Source organism: Geotalea daltonii FRC-32 (assembly GCF_000022265.1).
Classification (GTDB): domain Bacteria; phylum Desulfobacterota; class Desulfuromonadia; order Geobacterales; family Geobacteraceae; genus Geotalea; species Geotalea daltonii.
In genome coordinates, this window is the sequence record NC_011979.1 from 1717604 (window position 1) to 1740564 (window position 22961).

Consider the following 22961-nt stretch of genomic DNA (forward strand, 5'->3'; position numbering starts at 1 on the left):
GGTTACTATGAAGAAAATTCTGTATGCCGCATTCCTCCTCCTTGTTGTTTGTCTGCCTTACCCGGTATTAGCCCAGGATGAAGAGCCAACAGTATATGTGATTCAGAAAGGGGACACCCTGTGGGGCCTTTCTGATCGCTTCATCCGCGATCCCTTTTATTGGCCGAACCTCTGGGAGCGTAACCAGGTGATCACCAATCCCCATTTTGTCTTCCCGGGCCAGCGGGTGAAGATTTATCCTGACCGGATCGAGGTGGAGAAGCCCGCGGAAAAGATTGCTGAGCCACCGCAACCTGTTGCTGAGAAAAAAGAAGAGCCTGCGCCGGCCAAGACTTTTACTGTTACCGGCGGTGAAGGTTTTCTCCTGGAAAAGGACCGGAATCCGGCTGGTTTCATTGTCTCCACCTATCAGAACAGGCAGATGGTCGGAGAGGATGATGTGGTCTATACGGACATCGGCAGGAGAAATGGCGCCGAAGTCGGCAGCAGGTTCTCGGTATTCAAAAAGGTAGGTCCTGTTACCCATCCCATCAGCAATGTCGTTCTCGGTTATAAGGTGTTGCCTTTGGGGACCCTCCAGCTTTCCGAGCTGGAGGAAAAGGTTTCGAAAGCCATCATTACCAAATCCTTTCTTGAGATCGGTGCCGGCTCTTTCCTTATGCCCTACCGCCCTGGAAAGACCGAGGTGGCTCTGAAAGCAGCCAACAGGGAACTGGCTGGCTATATAGTAGAGACGAGGCTGGGCAATAACGCCGTTGCCGCCGGCGACGTGGTTTATCTGGATCTGGGCAAGGCCCAGGGCTTGGAGACCGGCAACCTGCTCTACATTGTCAGGGATGTGGTTCCCGACCAGAAATACGCCCTGGACAAGATTGACAAGCTGCCGGTTGATGTGATTGGCGCCCTGGTCGTGGTCGAAACCGGTGAAAGCACCTCGACCGCACTTATCGTGAAGAGCATAGAAGCTATTTATCGCGGAGACCGAGTCGAGTTGAAAAAAAACTGACATAGTCAACAATAGCGAGGGGCTGACATCCGGTGTCAGTCCCTTTTTTTCTCTTATGGACCATTATTACTGGTTTGCCCTTAAATCTGTTCCAGGTGTGGGAAACGTCACTTTCCGCAAGCTTCTGGAAGCCTTCGAGACACCGGAGCGAGTGCTGAAGGCTTCAGTCAATGAACTGGCGCGGGTGAAAGGAATTTCACCGAATCTTGCTGCTTCCATCGTCACTCATGAGTATAGGCGGATTGCCGATCTTGAATGCGAGGCGGTGGCGAGGCAGGGTGTCATTATCGTCGATTTTCTGGCTGCGGAATACCCGAAGATCCTGCTGCAGATAAACGATCCTCCTCCTTATCTTTATGTGAAGGGGAAACTGTGCGGCTCGGAAACTTCTGTTGCCATCGTCGGTTCCCGTCGTGCTTCCACCTATGGCTTGATGACCACCGAGCGACTGGCAGGTGAACTGGCCCTGAATAACGTGACGGTGGTTTCAGGTATGGCCAGGGGGGTTGATACGGCAGCCCACCGTGGGGCTTTGAAGGCTGAAGGCAGGAGCATCGGCGTCCTGGGTTGCGGCATAGATATAGTCTACCCGCCGGAGAATCGCCCGCTGTTCAAGGAGATGGAAGAAAAGGGGGCGCTTGTCTCCGAATTTCCCATGGGTACGACACCTCTGGCAGAAAATTTCCCCCGCCGCAACCGCATAATCAGCGGCATGTCCCAGGGGGTCCTGGTGGTCGAGGCGGTTCAGAACAGCGGATCTCTGATTACCGCACGCTATGCCCTGGAGCAGGGGCGAGAAATTTTTGCCATTCCTGGTAATATCAACAGTAGTAATTCCAGGGGGACAAATCTGCTGATCAAGCAAGGGGCGAAGCTGGTGGAAGAGGTGGGGGATATCCTGGAAGAGCTGCATCTGCCCACGGCACCAGCAGGTCAGGCACCTGCGCCGGCCTTCAGTCTTACTCCCCAGGAGGCAGGAATCTTTACCCTGCTGGCCGAATCGCCACTGCATATTGACGATATCATCGTCAGAAGTGAATTGACAGTGCCCGACCTTTCGGCTATTTTACTCCGCCTGGAGCTGAAGGGGGCTGTGGTGCAACTCCCCGGCAAACATTTCTCTATAACTAAATAATTATCGGTGAAAACTATGCCCCAACACCTTGTCATCGTCGAATCTCCGGCCAAGGCCAAAACTATCGAAAAATTTCTCGGTCCGGACTACAAAGTCCTGGCATCCTTTGGTCATGTGCGGGCCTTGCCCAGCAAGCAGGGATCGGTGGATATCGAACACGACTTCGAGCCGAAATATGCAGTTCTGCCGGAGAGCAAGAAGCATATTGACGCCATAAAGAAAGAGCTGAAACAGGCGGATGTGCTGCTTTTGGCCACTGACCCGGATCGGGAAGGCGAGGCCATTTCCTGGCACCTCCTGGCAGCACTGGGGCTCGATAAGAAGCCAAACATCGACATCAAGCGGGTGGTTTTCCATGAGATAACCAAAGGTGCCATCGTCAATGCGGTGGAAAATCCCAGAGGCATATCCCACGAACTGGTGGATGCCCAGCAGGCCCGCTCGGTGCTGGATTATCTGGTCGGTTTCAACCTCTCCCCATTTCTCTGGAAGAAGATTCGTTACGGCCTTTCCGCGGGCCGCGTGCAGTCGGTGGCGCTACGCCTGATCTGCGAGCGGGAAAAAGAAATCCAGGCCTTCGTCGAGCAGGAATACTGGACCATTGGCGCGGATCTGTCTACAGCCGGCAAGCAGAATTTTACCGCCAATCTGGTAGAGGCGGACGGCAAGAAGCTGGGAAAATTCGATATCCCCGGTAAGGAAGCTGCCGACAAGCTGATCGAGATTCTTGACAAGGCAACCTACTCTGTGGAGAAGGTAACGAAGAGTGAGCGTAAGCGGCAACCTTCGCCCCCCTTCACCACCTCTACCCTGCAGCAGGAAGCGGCACGCAAGCTGGGTTTTTCTGCCAAAAAAACCATGTCCATAGCCCAGAAGTTGTATGAGGGGATCGATATCGGCGAGGGGACCATCGGTCTCATCACCTACATGCGAACGGACAGCGTCGTTCTTTCCCAGCAGGCTCTGGATGAGGCTCACCAGGTCATCACTAGCCTCTACGGCAAAGAATATGCCCTGGCAAAACCGCGGGTCTTCAAGAATAAGGCGAAGAATGCCCAGGAGGCCCATGAGGCTATCCGCCCTACCTACATCAGCAAGACCCCGGTGGAGTTGAAAAAATTCCTCTCTTCGGACCAGTTCAAGCTGTACGACCTGATCTGGAAACGGACCGTTGCCTGTCAGATGGCTGAGGCCCTTTTGGACCAGACGTCGGTGGAAATCAGTGCCGGGAAAGGCTATAAATTCAGGGTCGCCGGCACGGTTATCCGCTTCCCCGGCTTTATGAAGCTCTACATCGAGGGGGTTGACGACGAGACCGAGGAGAAGGAAGGGGTGCTGCCGCCACTCAACGAGGGTGATAGCCTGCAACTTAGGGACCTGCTGCCCGAGCAGCATTTCACCCAGCCCCCACCTCGTTACACCGAGGCGACGCTGGTCAAGACCCTCGAAGAATATGGCATCGGCCGGCCTTCCACCTACGCCAGCATCATGAATACTCTGGTGGAGCGCAAGTATGCCCGGTTGGACAAGAAGCGCTTCTTTCCCGAAGATGTGGGGATGGTGGTCAGCGAACTCTTGGTCAATCACTTCACCAAATACGTGGATTACAACTTCACAGCTTCCTTGGAAGAGGAACTGGATCAGGTTTCCCGTGGAGAAAAAAAATGGAAACCTCTTCTCCACGAATTCTGGCAGCCATTCCACAATCTGCTCAAGCAGAAGGAGGGGGAAGTCAACAAATCTGACCTGACCACTGAGGCCACCGACGAGATCTGCCCCGAATGCGGAAAGCCGCTGGTGGTGAAGCTGGGTAAATTCGGCAAGTTCTTTGCCTGTTCCGGGTATCCCGAATGTAAATACATCCGTCCCTTGGACAAGGACAAGAAGGAGTCTGCCGAGCCGGTCTTTTCCGAAGAGAAGTGTGAAAAGTGCGGCAGCCAGATGCTGATCAAGGAGGGCCGCTTCGGCAAATATCTCGCCTGTTCGGCATACCCTGCCTGCAAGAACATGCAGCCGTTGGTTAAACCCAAGGGAACCGGCATTAAATGCGTCGAGTGTGGCGAAGGGGAGCTGACCGAGAAGAAATCCCGCTACGGCAAAATGTTTTACTCCTGCAACCGCTATCCCCAGTGTAAATTCGCCCTCTGGGACCTGCCGGTAGAGAAGCCCTGCCCCAAATGCGGTTTCCCGCTGCTGGTGAAGAAGGTCTACAAGCGTGAAGGGGAATTCCTGAAGTGTCCAAAAGATGGATGCGATTACAAGGAAGGGGGCAAGGAGAAATAAAATTGCCCCTGGATAGAGAGAAAAGGCGCGGGAATATTTTCCTTCGCTTTTTTTGTTGCTGCAAAGGAAAGTGTCGTCTTGCGCCATTGCGACGAAAGAATTTCAATGTTGGCAGGGACTTCTGAAGCCTACTCTAGTTTCCATCCGGAAACTCCGGATGAGAACTAGTGGTTTCCGATTCGGAAAGAGGGGATTTTTTGTTCTGGCAAGGAAATCAAGGGTTTGCGCGGAGACGTACATCGGTACGTCGCACAAGTAAGCCCGCAGATTGACGCCGCCAGGGCAGAAAAGAACCCTTTCCGGATGGAAACTACTCTAATTCAGATATTCGTCATACCCTCTTTTTCCCGGTCCTCCATAGGGCTGCATCCTCTGCCTGATGGGGTCTTCCCCTATGCAGACCCAGCCGGATGACCTTTCAAAGGCAACAATCTGATGCAACTCTATCAGCCGGCCAATGACCGATGCCGGCACCGAATCAACGACTCCGTCTGCATACATCACCCGTACCTTCATCGCCGATTTCCTTCCCTTAAGTGGTTTATGTGTTCAGGAGCAACCGTGATGCCTAAGCCATTGCTATCCTATATAATCATCGTAATCCGTTATCCGCTTCTTTGAACCGGAATAAGGTCTACTCTGATAGTCCTTACGCAACGGGCCACTCTCGATCAAAACCCAGCCGTCGGATCTTTGAAATGCGTGGATTTCCTTTTTGGCAATCCGGTATTCCAGCGAGGTGGCTGGAACTGCTCCGACACTGCCGTCGTTGTAGATGACCTTGATATCCACAATACTCCACCTCCTGTTTGGAATGGGACTCAAGGTAAAATTATACCTGATAATGGGAGATGTTTGCAGATGGCTTGCGATCTTTTCCGGGTTTTAGAGGCAGCTTTTTCAAGGGAAGGGCTTTATGGGATGATTGAACTTGTAAATGACTGACCCTTTTGATACACAGTAGGTGTTGGCATGCGCACAGGGCCTATTTGTCGACCAGACCAGCTCGAATGGTGATTACGGCCATTGCGGGCATTAAGACTTGGGGATTATGAACAATAATAAGATTAAGATAATCGGTGGCGGGCTGGCCGGCTGCGAAGCGGCGTGGCAGGCGGCTGAACGCGGTGTTGCCGTAAAACTGCACGAGATGAAGCCGGAACGCTACTCTCCTGCCCATCACCTGCCCGGGCTGGCAGAACTGGTCTGCTCAAACTCCCTCCGGGGCGAGTCACTGGATAACGCTGTTGGCCTCCTCAAGGAGGAACTGAAGAGAAGCGGTTCACTGTTCATTGCCGCTGCCCTTGCCACCCGTGTCCCTGCCGGAGGGGCGCTGGCCGTTGATCGGCAGCTTTTTTCCGATTATATTACCGAGAAAATCACCAATCATCCTTTGATCGAAGTGGTGTACGGCGAGGTTGCCCAGATTCCTGAGGAAGGAATCGTCATTGTCGCTTCCGGCCCCCTTACCAGTGACCGCCTCGCCGCCAGTATCGCCACCCATACCGGCAACTACCTTTATTTTTATGATGCAATTGCTCCCATCGTCACTGCCGATTCCATCGATTTCGGCAAGGCCTTCCGGGCTTCACGCTATGGTAAGGGGGACGGCGACGATTACCTGAACTGCCCGATGGATGAGACAACATACAAAGCATTTGTTGCCGCTCTGTTGGGGGGGGACAAGGTTGCTGCCAAGGATTTCGAAAAGGTGGTACACTTTGAAGGGTGCATGCCCATTGAGGAGATGGCGGAGCGCGGTCCAGAGACTTTGCGTTTCGGGCCGATGAAGCCGGTGGGGCTTCCGGACCCCCGGACGGGTGTGGAACCTTATGCGGTGGTTCAGCTCAGGCAGGAGAATCGCGATGGAACCCTGTTCAACCTGGTCGGCTTCCAGACAAAGCTAACTTATTCCGAGCAGAAGAGGATTTTCAGCTTGATCCCGGGGCTGGAGCATGCCGACTTTGTCAGGCTTGGCTCGATGCACCGCAATACCTTTATCAACGCACCGCAGCTCTTGTTGCCCACATTCCAGCTGAAGAATACCCCTCGTATCCTTTTTGCCGGACAGATAACCGGCGTTGAGGGCTATGTGGAATCGGCGGGGAGCGGCTTCATGGCCGGAATCAATGTTGCACGACTGGCAAAGGGAGGGGCGCTGACCGTGCCGCCGCCGACCACGGCACTTGGCGCTTTGGTGCACCACATAACAAGCGTTGACACGAAACATTTCCAGCCGATGAATGTCAATTACGGCCTGTTCCCTGAGCTTGGCGGAAAGGTGAAAAAGAAGGACAAGCGGGCCCGCCTGGCAGAACGTGCTTTGACTGATCTGACAGAATGGCAGGGGATGGTTCAGGATTAATGCTACGAAGGCAGCTTTTAGAGCGAATAGAGGTGTAAATGGACAACGACAAGCAGAAGCAGGAGATCTCACTGATAGGCAGGCTTCTTTCAATGGAGGCGTTGCTGATCCTGATGGGCCTTTTTTGTCTCATCTCGGGATTTGCTACCGGGGAGGCAACCCAGATATTCTGGGGGGTGATGATCATTGGCGGTGCCATTCTCCTCCACTTGGTCAGAAAAAAAGACTGGAAAAAACATTGGGAAGAGCAGGAGCGCCAGAAATCCCTTTATGAGATGAAGGCTCGGGAAAGAAAGGAACGGGAGCGCCAGGATGCCGAAAAACTTTAATATCGTTCTGGCTTCGGCATCGCCGCGCCGGGTTGAATTGCTTTCTTCTGCCGGGATCGATTTCGAGGTGATGCCCGGTGATGTTGACGAAACCCTCCTGCCGGGGGAAACACCCGAACAGCATGTGCTGAGACTGGCGAAGTCCAAGGCGGAAACCGTAGCGCGGAAAGGACATGGCCGTTATTTCATCGGCGCCGATACCATTGTTGTCTGTGACGGCGAAATAATGGGCAAGCCGCAGGATTCCACCGATGCGGAGCGGATGCTGAAGAAACTGTCGGGAGTTGCCCATGAGGTCATCACCGGCTTTGCCGTGGTCGACAGGGAAGCAGGCTGCACCGTTGCCGAAGCGGTGAGGACGAAGGTATATTTCAAGCCGCTACGCGACGAGGAGATTGCCGCATATATCGCCACTGGCTGCCCATTTGACAAGGCCGGAGCCTATGCCATCCAGGGGGGTGCTGCCCATATGGTGCGTAAGATCGACGGCTCCTATTCCAACGTGGTCGGATTGCCCCTGTGCGAAGTTGTTGAAACGCTCAGAAATATGGGAGCCCTTTGACAGGTGTTCTATGTCCATAGCTGATAACCTCGGGCAGATAGAGAAAAGAATCGAAAAAGCCGCTGTTAAAGCCGGTCGGGAACCTGCCTCAGTGCGTCTGGTGGTGGTATCCAAGATGCAACAGCCCTCTGCGGTTGATGATGCTGCGCGGGCAGGTCAGCGGCTATTTGGTGAAAATTATGTCCAGGAACTGGTGTCCAAAGTCAGCCAAGTGGGAGAGCAGGTGACCTGGCACTTCATCGGCAGCCTGCAATCCAACAAGGTGAGGCAGATTGCCGGACTGGTGGAAATGATCCATTCGGTGGACAGGCTCTCGCTGGCCCGGGAGATTGACCGGCAATGGCAGAAACTGGGCCGGATATGCAACGTGCTGGTCCAGGTGAATGTTGCCGGGGAAGCTACCAAATCCGGATCTTCCGCCGGGGAATTGCTGGAGCTGGTGCGTAATATCTCCCTTTTGCCAAATGTGCGAATCAAGGGGCTGATGACCATGCCTCCCTTCTTTGATGACCCCGAAGGGGCGCGCCCCTATTTCCGCGAACTGAGGGATCTGTCACGGATGATCGCAGATGAACCTATTGCCAATGTGGAGATGAACGAGCTTTCCATGGGGATGTCCGGAGATTTCGAGGTGGCCATCGAGGAAGGCGCTACACTGGTCAGGGTCGGCTCGGCCATATTTGGCGAGCGGCAGGCGAGTTAGCACTGAGATATTATTGGATTGAAGGTACAGGGAGATGCCCCTTATGCGTCTCCTTTTTTTGTGGCGCTACAGCAGAATCGCGAATTTTTGCCCTTGATTTATAGCCGGATTTGCTTTAGATAGAGCGGTCTGCTGAAAAACAAAAGGATATGAAAGCCATGAAAACAATTGAATGTAAAGCTCCGGCAAAGGTCAATTACCGTTTGGATGTCCTGCGCCGGCGGCCGGACGGGTACCATGACCTGCGCATGATTATGCAGCGTATCGACCTCTGTGATGATATCCGCATTTCTCTGTCGGAAACTCCCGGAGTGCGGGTGGCCTGCGGCAAAGAGGGGGTGCCCGATGGACCGGGCAATATCGCCTGGCGGGCTGCCGATGCGTTGCTCAAGCTTTCGGGGCGATGCACAGGCATCGACATCAGCATCGTCAAGAACATACCGGTGGCTGCCGGTCTTGGTGGCGGCAGCAGCGACTGTGCCTCTGCCCTGATGGGGGTGAACGAACTCCTTGAACTGCATCTGACCGATGAACAGCTGATGGAGGCAGGGAGCAAGCTTGGTGCCGACGTTCCATTTTTTATCTTCAAAAAGACGGCCCTTGCAGAGGGGATAGGCGATAAGCTTGCTGCCGTTGAGGCTGCCCCCGCATGGCTGGTTATCGTCAATCCCAATCTCGCTGTATCCACCGCATGGGTATACCAAAATTTGCAATTGACAGCCGGAAAAGATGAATATATAATTCCTCGCTTCTATGGGAGTGTCTCGGATATCTGCGCGATCCTTGCCAACGACCTGGAGAAGGTTACCATCGGCAGGTTTCCCGTCATAAACCAGATCAAGCAGAAGCTGCTCCAGGTGGGCGCAGCCGGCTCGCTTATGTCCGGCAGTGGCTCCACAGTCTTCGGCATCTTCGCAGAAGAAGCCCCCGCCCGAAAGGCGGCGGAAAAGCTTTCCAGGGAGAGCGACTGGTTCGTAGCTGCGGTCAAAACACTGTAAGCAGCGTTAAGCATGTATTGGGGCGTCGCCAAGCGGTAAGGCACCGGATTTTGATTCCGGCATTCCCAGGTTCGAATCCTGGCGCCCCAGCCATAAAATCTGTTGGAACAAGAGGTTGCAGTCAATGGAAAACAAGATCAGGGTCTTCAGCGGAAATTCCAACCCGGTACTGGCGGAGAAAATCTGTGAAAGTCTGAAGGTGCCGTTGGGGCAGGCAAAGGTAAAAACCTTTTCCGACGGTGAAATCATGGTGGAAATAGGTGAGAACGTCCGGGGACGCGATATCTATGTTGTTCAGTCCACTTGCTCTCCCACCAACAATAACCTGATGGAACTCCTGATCATGATGGATGCCCTCAAGCGTGCTTCTGCCGCGACCATCACGGTTGTTGTGCCCTACTACGGGTATGCCCGTCAGGATCGCAAAGCGGCCCCCCGTACCCCGATTACCTCCAAGCTGGTTGCCGACCTTATCACCACCGCCGGTGCCGATCGCGTCGTAACCGTTGATCTTCATGCCGGGCAGATTCAAGGCTTTTTCAATATTCCGGTCGATAACCTCTATGCAGCACCGGTCCTTATCGATCACCTGAAGAGCAGGTTTCCCGATGGGGCTGAGCAGATTGTCATGGTCTCTCCCGATGCCGGCGGTACAGAACGGGCCAGGGCCTTTGCCAAGCGCCTTGGTTGTACTCTTGCCGTTATCGATAAGCGTCGCACCGGCCCCAATGTTGCCGAGGTGATGCATCTGATCGGCGACGTCAAGGGCAAGGTTGCCATCATCCTTGATGATATGATCGACACTGCAGGAACCTTGACTCAGGCAGCCAACGCCTTGAAAGCCCACGGTGCAGAAACAATCTATGCCTGTGCCACCCATGGTGTTCTTTCCGGACCGGCTATCGAGCGGATCAACAATTCAGTCATCGAGAGAATAGTCATTACGGATACCGTTCCCTTGGGGGAAAAGGCCGGGCAGACGCAGAAAGTCATGGTGTTGTCCGTTGCCAATCTGCTTGCCGAGGCCATCAGACGCATCCATGAAGATGAGTCCGTCAGTTCACTGTTTATTTGAGATTGCAGCCAGTTTAAATATATTCAAATTGTTAACATCGGAGGATGTATGGACCAGAGGATATTGAATGTCGAGTTGAGAAGCAAAACAGGCAAGGGCATTTCCCGTCAGTTGAGGAGGAGTGAGTCAATCCCCGGCGTCGTTTACGGGAAGGGTATCGAGTCCGTATCCGTGTCGCTGAAGACCAAAGAATTGAGCAATGCCATTGCCGGCGAAGGGGGCCGCAATCACATCCTGACCCTGAAGGGAGGAGGAAGCCTTGACGGTCAGATGGTGATCGTTGCTGACCTTCTCCAGGACAGCCTCAAGGGCCTGCCGCTGCATGTGGACCTGCATAAGATCAATCTGGCCGACAAGATCAAGGTGAAGGTGAAGGTTAATCTTGTAGGTACTGCTGCCGGTGTCAAGGAAGGCGGGCTGCTTGACTTTGCCATGCATGAAATTGAGATCGAATGTCTGCCATCGCATATTCCCGAGCATCTGGATGTTGATGTGACTTCTCTGACCCTCGGTCATTCAATTCATATCGGCGACCTGAAAGAACTGCCCGGCATCAAGGTGCTTGGCGATCCCAAGGCCTCTATCATCAGTGTTCTTGGCAGGGCCAAGGAAGAAGCTGCTCCGGTTGCAGAAGCTTAAGCCGTAGTCGCTGGTGTAAACATGGCCGTAAAAATTATTGTTGGGCTGGGTAATCCCGGCCCGAAATACCAATGGACCCGCCATAACGCGGGTTTCATGGTTTTAGACCGTCTTTCCCATCTGGCCGGCATCGCAATCTCGAAAAAGACCTTTTCGGGGGTTTGTGGAGAAGGCAATTGGCAGGGAGAGCGGCTGATTCTTCTCAAGCCCCAGACCTTCATGAACCTGTCAGGCCGTTCCGCCGCCGAAGCAATCAGATTTCACAAGCTTCCAATAGAAGACCTCATTGTCATCCACGATGACCTGGATATCCCCTTCGGACGCGTAAAATTGAAACAAGGTGGTGGGCACGCCGGTCATAACGGTCTCCGTTCACTGGCACAGGAACTTGGCAGCGGTGATTTTGTCAGGGTCCGGGTTGGCATCGGCCGGCCGGTCCATGGAGATGTGGTCAATTACGTACTCAACAACTTTAGTCCGGAGGAAATGGCGTCGTTGCCTCGCCTGCTGGATGGTGTTGTCGACCTGGTGGAGATGCTGGCCAGAGAGGGTCTGCCGAAAACAATGAGTCTGTATAACAACAAGGATTTGATCTAGAGGTAGAAAATGGGTTTCAACTGCGGCATAGTAGGACTCCCCAATGTGGGGAAATCAACCATATTCAATGCACTGACCTCGGCAGGGGCGGAGTCGGCAAACTACCCCTTCTGTACCATCGATCCTAACGTGGGGATCGTTCAGGTTCCCGACGAGCGGATGAAGAAGCTGGCCGAGATCGTCCATCCCGAGCGTATCCTGCCCACTACCATCGAATTCCTGGACATCGCCGGCCTGGTCAAGGGTGCCAGCCAGGGGGAGGGCTTGGGCAACAAGTTCCTCGGTCATATCCGCTCTGTGGACGCTATTGTCCATGTGGTTCGCTGTTTTGAAGATGAGAACGTCGTTCATGTGAGCGGCGGGGTCAACCCGGTCAATGATATTGAAGTCATCAAGACTGAACTGGGGTTGGCTGACCTGGACAGCGTCGAGAAAAAACTGGTCAGGGTGGAAAAGCTTGCCAAGAGCGGCGACAAGAAAGTGAAGGACGAAGCCGATTTCTATCAGCGGCTGAAGGGGGCAGTGGAGCAGGGGAAGCGGCCACAGGATGTGGTGACCAGCGACGATGAGAAATTATGGCTTTACGACCTCCATTTGCTGACTGACAAGCCGGTGCTCTATGTGGCCAATGTCTCCGAAGACGACCTTGAGGGAAAGCATCCTTTTGTCGCCCGGGTACAGGAATTGGCAGCAGCGGAAGGTGCCAGGGTTGTTACCATCTGCGGTCGTATCGAAGCCGAAATCTCTGAGCTGGACGGTGATGAGAAGGAGGCCTTTCTTGCCGAGATGGGGCTGAAAGAGTCGGGGCTTGACCGTCTGATCCGTTCCGGCTATGAACTGCTCGGCCTGATCACTTATTTCACCGCCGGTGTCAAGGAAGTACGCGCCTGGACAATTACCCGTGGTACAAAAGCGCCCCAGGCGGCCGGCGTGATCCATTCCGACTTCGAAAAGGGCTTCATCCGTGCAGAGGTTATCGCTTACAGCGACTTCATTGCTGCCGGTGGTGAAGCCGGGGCCAAGGAAAAAGGATTGATGCGGCTGGAGGGGAAGGAATATGTTGTGCAAGATGGAGACGTCATGCACTTCCGCTTCAACGTGTGAGGAGGAGCGCGGCTTTTTCAAAATGGCGGCGTTCATTTTCGCGCTTCCTTGTGCGGCGTACCCGGGGTACGACTCCGCCGCCACTCAATTGCCTTGCCCTTGTAAAAAATCCGCACTCCTGCAATTTGGTGCGTTTGGAAGAAAGACCTTGAATTATCGGATAAACTGTAGTAAAAGTTTCAGTTTCCAAAGAGCGGCAATTACGCCGTATCTCCTTGCTCCGGGTTGGTCCGGGGCTAAATAAACCGTGAGGAGGAAGTACCAATGAGGATGTATGAAACGATTTTCATCGTCCAGCCGGACCTTGGCGAAGAGGAATTGAAGGGCATTTCCGCCAGGGTTCAGGAAGTGATCGTCAGCATGAAGGGCGAGCTCAAAAGGCTGGAAGATTGGGGGGCGAGGAAGCTTGCCTATCCGATCGAGAAATTTAACCGTGGTCGCTACTATTATCTCCGTTTCGACGGCGATGCAGCGCTGATCGCCGAACTTGAGCGGCGTCTGAGACTGAACGACAAGATCATCAGATATCAGAGCGTGAAGCTGGAGAAAGAAGCTCCGGCCGCTGCCGCCATTCCTGCCAAGGTAACCGAGGAAGAGCCCGTAGAGGCCGCTCCCGAAGCCAAGGTAGAAACGACAACCGAGGAGGAGTAATTAGATGAGCGACGAAAGAGCACCCCAGAGAAGCACAGGTCCGCGTAAAAAGAGACCTTTTCAGCGGCGCAAGGTATGCCGCTTCTGTGCAGACAAGCAGGTAACCATAGATTACAAGGACCCGCGCACCCTTCGCTACTTCATCAGTGAGCGGGGCAAGATCATTCCGAGAAGGATCTCCGGCAACTGCGCCAAACATCAGCGTGAGATCACCGAAGCGATCAAGCGTGCCAGAAACATCGCGCTGCTGCCCATCGCCGGCAGCCATGCAGCACAGTAACGGTAGGTATAAATGAAGCTTCCCGTACAGGGGACGCCACTGGATATTATAAAGGGGAGCGTCATTACCCTGGCGCTTTTTCTTACCTATCTGACACTGCCTGTTTTTGGCATGCTGCCGGGGCTTTTGGCTCCGACTGCAGGGATTTACTACTTCCTCAAAAGCGGCAGAGCGGCAGGTTATGCCATAGTTGTTATTTCCATGGCTGTGCTGGCAGCATATGATCCCGCTTCTGCTGCCATTTATATGCTGCAATGTGGCATCATGACAATGTCTCTGGCCGAATTCCTTTCCCGGAATAAGGGGGGCAGCCGGTCCATTGTCTATGGGATGGCCATTAATCTTGCAGTGATGCTGGTTGCTGCAGCTGTATATTCTCTTGCCACCGGCAATAATATTCATCTGCAAGTGATAAAGGGGATTAACTCGAGCATATCCCAGACAGCAGCTCTTTACGGAAAAGCCGGCGTCGGGGCGGATGAACTCAAAACCTTGCAGCAGTCCATGGAGCAGGCTGGCGTATTCATAACCAGGACCTACCCGGCCTTGATCACGGTGAGCCTTGGCTTCATTGCCGGAATAAACCTGCTTCTGCTGAGAAGGCTGTCGACCAGGTTTTCCCTGCCGGTCTTACTGGGAGACTTCAAGAGATTCAAAAATCCGGACCAACTGGTCTGGGTGTTGATATTCGCCGGTTTTGCCATGCTGGTGGAGAGCAAGACGGTGTCGCTTCCTGCTCTCAATCTACTGATCGTCATTGCTTCAGCCTATTTCATTCAGGGAATGGCGGTGATGGCTCACTCTTTCGAGCGTTTTGCCGTACCCTTTTTTGTCCGTCTCATATTTTACCTGCTGCTTTCCCTGCAGCCATTTCTAACGGTGGTAGTGGCGGCACTGGGTGTTTTTGATCTGTGGGGCGATTTTCGCACCCCGAAAAACAAGGAAAACCTGTAAATCAGGCTAGGAGGAAACATGAAGGTAATTCTCAAGGAAAATTTGGATAATCTCGGCCACATCGGCGATATCGTCAAGGTAGCTCCCGGCTATGCCCGCAACTATCTGCTTCCCAAGGGCCTTGCCCTGGAAGCCACTACCAAGAACGCCAAAGCCCTGGATCATGCGAAGAAGCACCTGGAGTACAAGAAAAACAAGGTGCTTGAGCAGGCAAGACAATTCGCAGCCAGGATTGAAGGCATCGCCCTTACCCTCAGCCACCAGGCCGGAGAAGAGGGCAAGCTCTTCGGCGCCGTAACCAACATGGAGCTTGCTGAAAACCTCAAGGCCCAAGGGGTGGAGATCGACCGCAAGAAAATCGTTCTTGCCGAGCCGATCAAGCAGGTGGGTGATTTCACTGCTATCATCAAGATTCATCCCGAGGTGAACGCAACCTTGAAGGTGACTGTTACCAAGGCATAATTGCCCGGCAGGTTGAGAAGCTAAAAAAAGGCGGCACGGTTTATCCGGCCGCCTTTTGTCATTTCTGGCAGAGGGGACAGAAAAAGGTCGATCTGCCACCCAGTCGCATCATCCTGATTGCTGAGCCACACTTCGGGCAGGGGCGGCCTTTCTTGCCATAAATGCTGAATTCATAAGGAAAATAGCCTTGGGGCCTTTCGCCTGTCAAGGCACTTTCGATGTTGGAGGTTCCTGCTTCGACGGCATCAGTCAGGACCCCCTTAATGGCATCGACCAGCAACAGGTCCTTATCGGGTGAAAGATCACTGGCTGACGTCTGCGGGGCAATGCCGGCACGAAAAAGGGACTCGTTGGCGTAGATATTACCGATACCTGCTACCACACGACTGTCCATGATCAGCTGCTTGATGGGAATCTTCCGTCGGTGTCTCTTCAGATACAGATAACTTGCTGAGAATTCTGCTTCCAGAGGTTCTGGGCCATGGGCAACCAAAAGAGGGTGCTGCAGCGGATCATTATCCGTCCAGATGATGGTGCCGAAGCGGCGTGGATCGGTAAAGCGCAGTATGTAACTTCCATCCAGCACCAGGTCCAGGTGGTCATGTTTGCCGTGGGGAGAGCTTGCCTTGACCAGGTAGAGCATGCCGGTCATCCCGAGATGAAAGATTATCGTGCCCCCTTTGCATCGTAAAAGCAGATATTTACCTCGCCGGTCCATGGCGACTATTAGCTGCCCGACTAGCAGCCGGTCCAGTTCAGGTGGAAGTGGATGGCGCAGTTTTGTGGCGCGGACGTTGGTGTGAATGATTCTTTTGCCCCTGACCTGTGGTCCGACGGCGCGGCGTATGGTTTCAACTTCCGGTAGTTCCGGCATCCAGCTTCTCCCAATCCCAAGGTGGTTTGAGCAGTATATGTAAAATGCAATGATAAGACAACAGGGGATAAGGTCGCATCAAATGCGTATAAATCCTTGACACACAAGCATATAAATTGTAATCTACCGCGGCTAACTGGTTGTATACAGTATACTTTTTCATTATCATCAAATCTGCGTTTACACTCGTTAAAAAAGATATTTCGACACAAACCGAGGAGGTAGTGTGCTGACCTTTCAGGATCTGATTCTTTCCCTTCAGGGATACTGGGCCGGCCAGGGATGCGTCATTCAGCAACCCTATGACTGCGAAAAGGGTGCAGGGACCTTCAATCCTGCTACTTTTCTGAGGGTGCTGGGCCCCGAACCCTGGAATGTTGCCTATGTGGAGCCTTCCCGCAGGCCGACCGACGGCCGCTATGGTGAGAATCCCAACCGCCTGCAGCACTATTACCAGTTTCAGGTCATCATGAAGCCTTCCCCCATGAACATCCTCGATCTTTACCTGGATTCGCTCCGCTCCTTCGGCATCAACCCAAACCAGCATGACATCCGTTTCGTCGAGGACGACTGGGAATCTCCGACCCTTGGCGCCTGGGGCCTGGGCTGGGAAGTGTGGCTGGATGGCATGGAGATCACGCAGTTCACCTATTTCCAGCAGGCGGGCGGCATCGATCTTAAACCGGTTTCCTCCGAGATTACTTACGGCTGCGAGCGCATCGCCATGTATTTGCAGGGGGTGGACAACGTCTACGACCTGGAGTGGGTGAAGGGTGTCAGGTATGGCGATATCCACCATGAGAGCGAGGTTGAGTTCTCCACCTACAATTTCGAGGAAGCGGATGTGGACATGCTCCTCCAACTCTTCAGGATGTACGAGAAGGAATGCGTCAGGCTGGTGGAGAAGGGGCTGGTTTTGCCGGCCTACGATTATGTCATGAAGTGTTCCCACACCTTCAATCTGCTGGATGCACGTGGCGCTATCTCTGTCACCGAGCGGGCTTCCTATATCGGCAAAGTGCGCAATGTGGCCAGGCTCTGTGCCGAAGGCTACCTGCAGATGCGTGAGCGGCTCGGATTCCCGCTTTTGAAAGGAGGCCGCTAATGGCGAAAGAACTGTTCCTTGAAATCGGCACAGAAGAGATCCCGGCTGGCTTCCTGCCCAAGGCTATGGCAGACATGGAAGGGCTGATCAGGAAAGAGCTTGAATCTGCCCGCATCGGCTTTGGTGAGGTGAAGACCATGGCGACGCCGCGCCGTCTTGCCCTGGTGGTGAAAAATGTTTCCGCGCAGCAGACTGATGCGGAAATCACCACCATGGGACCGGCAAAGAAGGTCGCCTTCAATGACGACGGCACCACGACCAAGGCTGGCGAAGGTTTCGCACGGGGACAGGGGGTGGATGCTTCTGCCTTGTCCATCATTGCCACGGAAAAAGGGGAATATGTGGCGGTGACGAAAAAGGAGATCGGTGTTGCCACTGCCGGCCTGCTTGCCGAGATTCTTCCCCGGCTGATCAACAACATACCATTTAAAAAATCCATGCGCTGGGGCGATCAGGAGGTACGCTTCGCCCGGCCCATGCACTGGATCGTGGCCCTGTTTGACGGTACCGTCATTCCATTCGCCTTCGGTAATGTCCAGAGCGGTTCCATGTCCCGCGGCCACCGCTTCATGGCCAACACCTCCTTCCCGGTCCGAGATTTCGGCCATTACCTGGAAGAGTGCGAGCGGCATTTCGTCATTCCCGATCCGGCAAAGCGGAAGGAGATCATCAGCAGGGAAATCGAAAGGGTGGCAAAGGCTGCCGGTGGCAACGTCCTGCCCGATGAGGGGTTGCTGGAGCAGGTGACCTATCTGGTTGAATATCCCAGCGCCGTCCATGGTACCTTTTCCGCCGAATTCCTGGCCGTGCCCAAGGAAGTGCTTATTACCTCCATGCGCGAACACCAGCGCTACTTCTCCCTGGTGGACGATAAGGGCAAGCTGCTGCCGGGCTTTATCACCATCAACAACACCCTGACCGAGGATCCCTCAGTAGTGGTGAAGGGCAATGAGATGGTGCTGCGTGCCCGTCTTTCCGATGCCCGGTTTTTCTTCGAGGAGGACAAAAAGGTTCCCCTGGAAAAGCGGGTTGAGGCATTGAAAAGTGTTCTCTACCAGGCAAAGCTGGGTACCTCCTATGAGAAGATGGAGCGGTTCAGGACCTTGGCCGAGGGATTGGCCGAGCAACTGCAACCCCCCCTGAAAGCCAAAGTGTTCCAGGCGGCTACCCTGTGCAAGGCAGACCTGGTAACCGGCATGGTGGGCGAATTTCCGGAAGTGCAGGGGATCATGGGGCGCGAATATGCACTCCTGCAGGGAGTCGATGCAGAGGTTGCCCGGGCCATTGCCGAACATTACCTGCCAAACCAGGCGGGAGGTGAGTTGCCGGCCTCGGATACGGGAGCCTTTGTTTCCATTGCCGATAAAGTGGACACCATCTGCGGCTGTTTCAGCGTCGGCCTTATCCCTTCAGGTTCTGCCGATCCCTACGCCTTGCGCCGCGCCGCTCTGGGCATCATCAATATCATTCTTGCCAAGGGTTACAACCTGCCTCTGATTCCCCTGGTGACGAAAGCCATTGGGCAGCTGGAAGGCAGGCTGACCAGGAAGAAGGAAGAGGTTCTTGCCGATGTGCTGGACTTTTTCAAAGGGCGCTTCATCAATCTGCTCACCGATCGCTTCCCTGCCGACGTGGTGGAGGCAGTTGTGGCGGTTTCCTTCGATAACCTTGTGGAAGCAACGGCCAAGATCGAGGCTCTGGCCCAGTTCAAGAAGCGTGATGATTTTGAGCCGCTGGCTGTGGCGTTCAAGCGGGTTTGCAACATTGTCAAGGAACAGGTGACGGTTCCGGTAGATGACAAACTGTTCCAGGACGCAGCCGAGGGGACACTGTTCCAGTCATTCAAAAGCGCCAGCAGCATGGTCGAGGAGAAAGTCGTCCAGCGGGAATACCTGGCGGCGCTGACGCAGATCGCCTCCTTGAAGGGTGCGGTAGATGACTTCTTCGACAAGGTCATGGTCATGGCCGAGGACGAAGGGGTGAGAAACAACCGGCTGGCGCTCCTCCAGGAGATAAAGAGCCTGTTCAGGGACATAGCAGATTTTGGGAAACTAACCGCTTAGCCGAAAGGCAAGCGGTTTTTTTACGTTTTTAATCTGGCTAAACTTGCTTTGAATGAGCCTAAATTGTTTTTAATGATAATAAAGACCCGTTGACTTTTAATAAAAACAGCCCTTGAAAAACCGGACATCGGCAATATTCTTTATAAGGTTTTCTGTGGTGGGGCAAATAAAGAGGAGGATGCAAATGGCAGCGAAGTATGTGTATTTCTTTGGTAATGGCAAGGCGGAAGGTCGCGCGGAGATGAAAAACCTGCTGGGTGGCAAGGGGGCCAACCTGGCCGAGATGACCAGCATCGGCTTGCCGGTACCGGCAGGCTTTACCATAACTACCGAAGTCTGCACCGAATTCTACAAGAATGACCGCAACTATCCGGCCTCACTGAAAGCAGAGGTTGATGAAAATCTTCGTCAGGTCGAGGAGTTGATGGGCAAACGCTTCGGTGATGCCAAGAATCCCCTCCTGGTTTCGGTCCGCTCCGGTGCTCGTGCCTCAATGCCCGGCATGATGGATACCATCCTTAACCTTGGCCTGAACGATACCACAGTTCAAGGAATCATTGAGCAGAGCGGGGATGAGCGCTTTGCCTATGATGCCTACCGCCGTTTCGTGCAGATGTACTCAGACGTGGTCATGGGGATGGATAAGGACGAACTGGAGCATATCCTGGAGAAAAAGAAGGAAGAAAAGGGGGTCCATCTGGATACGGACCTGACCGCTGCCGATTGGAAGGAACTGGTGGGAAAATTCAAGGCGAAGATCAAGGAGTCCCTGGGCCAGGAATTCCCTGAAGATCCCCAGGCCCAGCTTTGGGGGGCAATCGGCGCCGTTTTCGGTTCCTGGATGAACCAGCGCGCCATTACCTACCGCAAACTCAATGGCATTCCCGCCGACTGGGGGACCGCAGTTAATGTCCAGTCCATGGTCTTCGGCAACATGGGCAACGACTGCGCCACCGGTGTCGCCTTCACCCGCGACCCATCCACAGGCAAGAACTACTTCTATGGTGAATACCTGATCAACGCCCAGGGCGAAGACGTGGTTGCCGGCATCCGCACGCCTCAGCCCATCAACAAGGTTAACGGCGACAGCACCCTTCCCTCCATGGAGGAAACCTTGCCCGAATGCTACAAGCAGCTGGTGGAAATCCGTTCCATCCTGGAAAAGCATTACAAGGACATGCAGGATATAGAGTTCACCATTGAGAAAGGCAAACTCTACATGCTGCAAACCCGTAATGGCAAACGTACCGCCTCTGCCGCCATCAAGGTTGCCGTGGACATGGTCACGGAAGGACTGATCGACGAAAAAACTGCAGTGTTGCGTGTTGCACCGAATCAGCTTGATCAGCTACTCCATCCTTCCCTTGACCCCAAAGCGCCGAAAAAGCTGATTGCCAAAGGGCTGCCCGCATCCCCAGGCGCTGCCTCAGGCGAAGTCGTGTTCACCGCCGATGAGGCTGAATCTGCTGCAAAACTGGGGCACAAGGTGATTCTGGTGCGGGTGGAGACCAGCCCGGAAGACATTCACGGCATGCATGCGGCACAGGGCATTCTTACTGCCCGTGGCGGCATGACCTCCCATGCGGCAGTCGTTGCCCGCGGCATGGGCAAATGCTGCGTAGCCGGCTGCGGCGACATCAAGGTGGATTATGCTACAGAGCAGTTTGTGGCCAATGGCGGGGTCATTGTTAAAAAAGGGGATGTGATCACCCTGGATGGTTCCACCGGCGAAGTTATGCTGGGAGCTGTTCCGACCGTTTCTCCGCAGATGACCGGCGACTTTGCCACGCTCATGGGATGGGTGGACAAATTCCGCCGGCTCAAGGTGCGGACCAATGCCGACACGCCGAAGGATTCCAAGACTGCCCGGGAATTCGGTGCCGAAGGTATCGGCCTCTGCCGCACCGAGCACATGTTCTTCGAGACTGACCGTATTGCTGCGGTGCGCGAGATGATACTTTCCGAAGACGTGGAGGGAAGACTCAAGGCGCTGGCCAAGATACTCCCCATGCAAAAGGGTGACTTTATCGGCATCTTCAGGGAAATGAAAGGGTTGCCCGTCACCATCCGCCTGCTCGATCCGCCTCTCCACGAGTTCCTTCCCCAGGAAGAAAAGGATATCGATGATCTGGCAAAGACCATGAAGGTCACGCCGAAGGTGCTGAAGAACAAGGTGGAATTCCTCCACGAATTCAACCCCATGCTCGGCCACCGCGGCTGCCGTCTGGGCCTCACCTTCCCGGAGATCTATGACATGCAGGTGCAGGCGATTATGGAAGCAGCCTGTGAGCTGGTGAAAAATGAAGGCTTCCAGATCGTCCCCGAGATCATGATCCCGCTGGTAGCGGTGGACAAGGAGCTGAAGACCCTTCGCGAGAATGCCATTGCCGTCTGTGAAGACGTGATTGGCCGCTATGGAGTGAAGATCGAATACCTGATCGGCACCATGATCGAGCTGCCACGAGCGGCCCTGACTGCCGACGAGATCGCCAGGGAAGCTGAGTTCTTCTCCTTCGGCACCAACGATCTGACCCAGACCACCTTTGGGCTGTCCAGGGATGACGCCGGGAAATTCCTGCCTTTCTACGTGGAGAGCGGTCTCCTGGAGAATGACCCCTTCGTTTCCCTTGATCAGACCGGCGTCGGCCAACTGGTGAAGATCGCCTGCGAAAAAGGACGGGCCACCAGGCAGGGCATCAAGCTCGGCATCTGCGGCGAGCATGGCGGCGATCCAGAGTCCGTTATTTTTTGCCATAAAATCGGTCTCGATTATGTTTCCTGTTCCCCCTTCCGGGTGCCCATTGCCCGACTTGCGGCTGCCCACGCGGCATTAAATGAATAATTATCCATATGTGTGGGGACGTAGCAGTTTGCGTCTCCACACAAATAATCATCTTGACAGTTTTCTGCAAAACGGTGTAAATACGCAGGAGATTCCACGGGCCCCGGAGTAAGCCCTATTTATAGAACAAGCGGTTGTTACAGGAGAACAGAGCATGGCAAAAGGTGTGGTGAAATGGTTCAATGATGCGAAGGGGTTCGGGTTTATTGAGCAGGAAAATGGCGAAGATGTATTCGTTCATTTCTCCTCCATACAGGGTGACGGATTCAAGTCACTGGCCGAAGGGCAGGCAGTGACCTTCGATGTTATCCAGGGAGCGAAAGGGCCGCAGGCGGCCAACGTCAATAAAGATTAGGATTTAGCTTATAACCACAAGGCCCCGAAGCGATTCGGGGCCTTTTTATTTGGTGCAATCTTATGGGAGGTACATCCATGCGTCATCTCTTTCTGGTTCTGTTGCTGATCTGTCCGCTCAGCTTTGCGGGCTGCTCAGGCGATAATGGCAAGCAGCTGCTGGAAACCGCACAGTTCGAGGAAAAACAGCACAACCTGGAACATGCCAAACAGCTCTACGGGGAAATAGTCAGGAAGTATCCGGGCACTGAGAGTGGCAGGCAAGCCGAAGAGCGCTTGAAAACTCTCAAATAGAGGGGCTGCCGGATGCCCAGCTACATCGAACCCTTACTCAGGCCTCCCAATGAAGCGGGGAGCCTCATTTTCCAGATTACCCTTGGTTGCTCCCAGAATCAGTGCACCTTTTGCGGGATGTACAAGGGAAAACCTGTCAGACTAAGTCCTAAAAAACCATTCTCCGCTCCAACCGTGTCTCCAATTTCCTCAACCTGGCTGGCAATTACCTAAAGGACCACTTTCGGCCCATGGCAAAGGTGGATTCCGCCATTGCCATGGCCGCTACCATGCCGGGATACCTGAA

24 protein-coding genes and 1 tRNA gene are annotated in these 22961 nt (G+C 54.0%); 22 read left to right on the forward strand and 3 right to left on the reverse strand.

Going from position 1 to position 22961, the window contains the following annotated elements:
- The first annotated feature begins 7 nt into the window (after nucleotides 1-7).
- From GEOB_RS07740 to topA, 3 genes are read left to right on the forward strand one after another with little or no spacing between them, the layout of a single operon-like run.
- Nucleotides 8-1006 (forward strand): LysM peptidoglycan-binding domain-containing protein, encoded by a 999-nt coding sequence (locus tag GEOB_RS07740; protein WP_012646643.1) that lies wholly within the window; start codon nucleotides 8-10, stop codon nucleotides 1004-1006.
- Between the two features lie 55 nt (nucleotides 1007-1061).
- A complete protein-coding gene (dprA, locus tag GEOB_RS07745; protein ID WP_012646644.1) occupies nucleotides 1062-2141 on the forward strand; it encodes a DNA-processing protein DprA in 1080 nt (359 codons plus the stop codon).
- 15 nt (nucleotides 2142-2156) lie between these two features.
- On the forward strand, nucleotides 2157-4424 hold the full coding sequence (topA, locus tag GEOB_RS07750) for a type I DNA topoisomerase (protein ID WP_012646645.1): 2268 nt from the start codon (nucleotides 2157-2159) through the stop codon (nucleotides 4422-4424).
- Nucleotides 4425-4739: 315 nt separating this feature from the next.
- Here topA and GEOB_RS07755 read toward each other — a convergent pair whose 3' ends face one another.
- On the reverse strand, nucleotides 4740-4940 hold the full coding sequence (locus GEOB_RS07755; RefSeq protein ID WP_012646646.1) for a GSU3473 family protein: 201 nt from the start codon (nucleotides 4938-4940) through the stop codon (nucleotides 4740-4742).
- Between the two features lie 63 nt (nucleotides 4941-5003).
- Nucleotides 5004-5216 (reverse strand): GSU3473 family protein, encoded by a 213-nt coding sequence (locus GEOB_RS07760; RefSeq protein WP_012646647.1) that lies wholly within the window; start codon nucleotides 5214-5216, stop codon nucleotides 5004-5006.
- A 259-nt stretch (nucleotides 5217-5475) separates the two neighbouring features.
- On the opposite strand from GEOB_RS07760, the gene trmFO reads away from it, so the two are divergent.
- The 14 genes from trmFO to rplI all read left to right on the forward strand — a co-directional run bounded on the left by trmFO (nucleotide 5476) and on the right by rplI (nucleotide 15143).
- A complete protein-coding gene (gene trmFO / locus GEOB_RS07765) occupies nucleotides 5476-6789 on the forward strand; it encodes a methylenetetrahydrofolate--tRNA-(uracil(54)-C(5))-methyltransferase (FADH(2)-oxidizing) TrmFO (protein ID WP_012646648.1) in 1314 nt (437 codons plus the stop codon).
- Nucleotides 6790-6827: 38 nt separating this feature from the next.
- Nucleotides 6828-7118, forward strand: a complete 291-nt coding sequence (locus tag GEOB_RS07770) for a hypothetical protein (RefSeq protein WP_012646649.1) — start codon at nucleotides 6828-6830, stop codon at nucleotides 7116-7118.
- A complete protein-coding gene (locus tag GEOB_RS07775) occupies nucleotides 7102-7680 on the forward strand; it encodes a Maf family nucleotide pyrophosphatase (protein WP_012646650.1) in 579 nt (192 codons plus the stop codon). Before GEOB_RS07770 ends, GEOB_RS07775 begins: the two co-directional genes overlap by 17 nt.
- A 10-nt stretch (nucleotides 7681-7690) precedes the next feature.
- Nucleotides 7691-8383 carry a YggS family pyridoxal phosphate-dependent enzyme gene (locus GEOB_RS07780; protein ID WP_012646651.1) on the forward strand — a complete coding sequence of 231 codons (693 nt, stop codon included), beginning with the start codon at nucleotides 7691-7693 and terminating at the stop codon, nucleotides 8381-8383.
- Nucleotides 8384-8541: 158 nt separating this feature from the next.
- Nucleotides 8542-9381: a 4-(cytidine 5'-diphospho)-2-C-methyl-D-erythritol kinase gene (gene ispE / locus GEOB_RS07785; RefSeq protein ID WP_012646652.1), complete on the forward strand. Its 840-nt coding sequence runs from the start codon at nucleotides 8542-8544 to the stop codon at nucleotides 9379-9381.
- A gap of 18 nt (nucleotides 9382-9399) precedes the next feature.
- Nucleotides 9400-9474 (forward strand) — tRNA-Gln (locus tag GEOB_RS07790).
- Between the two features lie 31 nt (nucleotides 9475-9505).
- Nucleotides 9506-10456: a ribose-phosphate diphosphokinase gene (locus GEOB_RS07795; protein ID WP_012646653.1), complete on the forward strand. Its 951-nt coding sequence runs from the start codon at nucleotides 9506-9508 to the stop codon at nucleotides 10454-10456.
- A 48-nt stretch (nucleotides 10457-10504) separates the two neighbouring features.
- On the forward strand, nucleotides 10505-11095 hold the full coding sequence (locus GEOB_RS07800; RefSeq protein WP_012646654.1) for a 50S ribosomal protein L25: 591 nt from the start codon (nucleotides 10505-10507) through the stop codon (nucleotides 11093-11095).
- Between the two features lie 21 nt (nucleotides 11096-11116).
- Nucleotides 11117-11692, forward strand: a complete 576-nt coding sequence (gene pth, locus GEOB_RS07805; protein ID WP_012646655.1) for an aminoacyl-tRNA hydrolase — start codon at nucleotides 11117-11119, stop codon at nucleotides 11690-11692.
- Between the two features lie 9 nt (nucleotides 11693-11701).
- Nucleotides 11702-12796, forward strand: coding sequence for a redox-regulated ATPase YchF (gene ychF, locus GEOB_RS07810; RefSeq protein ID WP_012646656.1), 1095 nt, complete (start codon nucleotides 11702-11704; stop codon nucleotides 12794-12796).
- A 264-nt stretch (nucleotides 12797-13060) separates the two neighbouring features.
- The gene (gene rpsF, locus GEOB_RS07815; RefSeq protein WP_012646658.1) at nucleotides 13061-13447 is read left to right on the forward strand and encodes a 30S ribosomal protein S6; all 387 of its coding nucleotides are present in this window, start codon (nucleotides 13061-13063) and stop codon (nucleotides 13445-13447) included.
- 4 nt (nucleotides 13448-13451) lie between these two features.
- The gene (gene rpsR, locus GEOB_RS07820; RefSeq protein WP_012646659.1) at nucleotides 13452-13727 is read left to right on the forward strand and encodes a 30S ribosomal protein S18; all 276 of its coding nucleotides are present in this window, start codon (nucleotides 13452-13454) and stop codon (nucleotides 13725-13727) included.
- A gap of 12 nt (nucleotides 13728-13739) precedes the next feature.
- Nucleotides 13740-14681 carry a YybS family protein gene (locus tag GEOB_RS07825; protein ID WP_012646660.1) on the forward strand — a complete coding sequence of 314 codons (942 nt, stop codon included), beginning with the start codon at nucleotides 13740-13742 and terminating at the stop codon, nucleotides 14679-14681.
- An 18-nt stretch (nucleotides 14682-14699) separates the two neighbouring features.
- Nucleotides 14700-15143, forward strand: a complete 444-nt coding sequence (gene rplI / locus GEOB_RS07830) for a 50S ribosomal protein L9 (RefSeq protein WP_012646661.1) — start codon at nucleotides 14700-14702, stop codon at nucleotides 15141-15143.
- Between the two features lie 58 nt (nucleotides 15144-15201).
- On the opposite strand, the gene mutM is transcribed toward rplI, so the two are convergent.
- Nucleotides 15202-16017, reverse strand: a complete 816-nt coding sequence (mutM, locus tag GEOB_RS07835; RefSeq protein ID WP_012646662.1) for a bifunctional DNA-formamidopyrimidine glycosylase/DNA-(apurinic or apyrimidinic site) lyase — start codon at nucleotides 16015-16017, stop codon at nucleotides 15202-15204.
- A 229-nt stretch (nucleotides 16018-16246) separates the two neighbouring features.
- Between mutM and glyQ the strand changes: the two genes are divergently transcribed.
- The 5 genes from glyQ (at nucleotide 16247) to GEOB_RS07860 (ending at nucleotide 22675) form a co-directional block, all read left to right on the forward strand.
- Complete coding sequence (glyQ, locus tag GEOB_RS07840) at nucleotides 16247-17122, forward strand: glycine--tRNA ligase subunit alpha (RefSeq protein WP_041267414.1); 876 nt, start codon at nucleotides 16247-16249, stop codon at nucleotides 17120-17122.
- Complete coding sequence (glyS, locus tag GEOB_RS07845) at nucleotides 17122-19185, forward strand: glycine--tRNA ligase subunit beta (RefSeq protein ID WP_012646664.1); 2064 nt, start codon at nucleotides 17122-17124, stop codon at nucleotides 19183-19185. The genes glyQ and glyS overlap by 1 nt, the downstream gene beginning before the upstream one ends.
- A 184-nt stretch (nucleotides 19186-19369) precedes the next feature.
- The gene (gene ppdK, locus GEOB_RS07850) at nucleotides 19370-22027 is read left to right on the forward strand and encodes a pyruvate, phosphate dikinase (protein WP_012646665.1); all 2658 of its coding nucleotides are present in this window, start codon (nucleotides 19370-19372) and stop codon (nucleotides 22025-22027) included.
- Nucleotides 22028-22181: 154 nt separating this feature from the next.
- The gene (locus GEOB_RS07855; protein ID WP_012646666.1) at nucleotides 22182-22382 is read left to right on the forward strand and encodes a cold-shock protein; all 201 of its coding nucleotides are present in this window, start codon (nucleotides 22182-22184) and stop codon (nucleotides 22380-22382) included.
- A 77-nt stretch (nucleotides 22383-22459) separates the two neighbouring features.
- Nucleotides 22460-22675, forward strand: coding sequence for an outer membrane protein assembly factor BamD (locus tag GEOB_RS07860; RefSeq protein WP_012646667.1), 216 nt, complete (start codon nucleotides 22460-22462; stop codon nucleotides 22673-22675).
- Nucleotides 22676-22961: the final 286 nt, after the last annotated feature.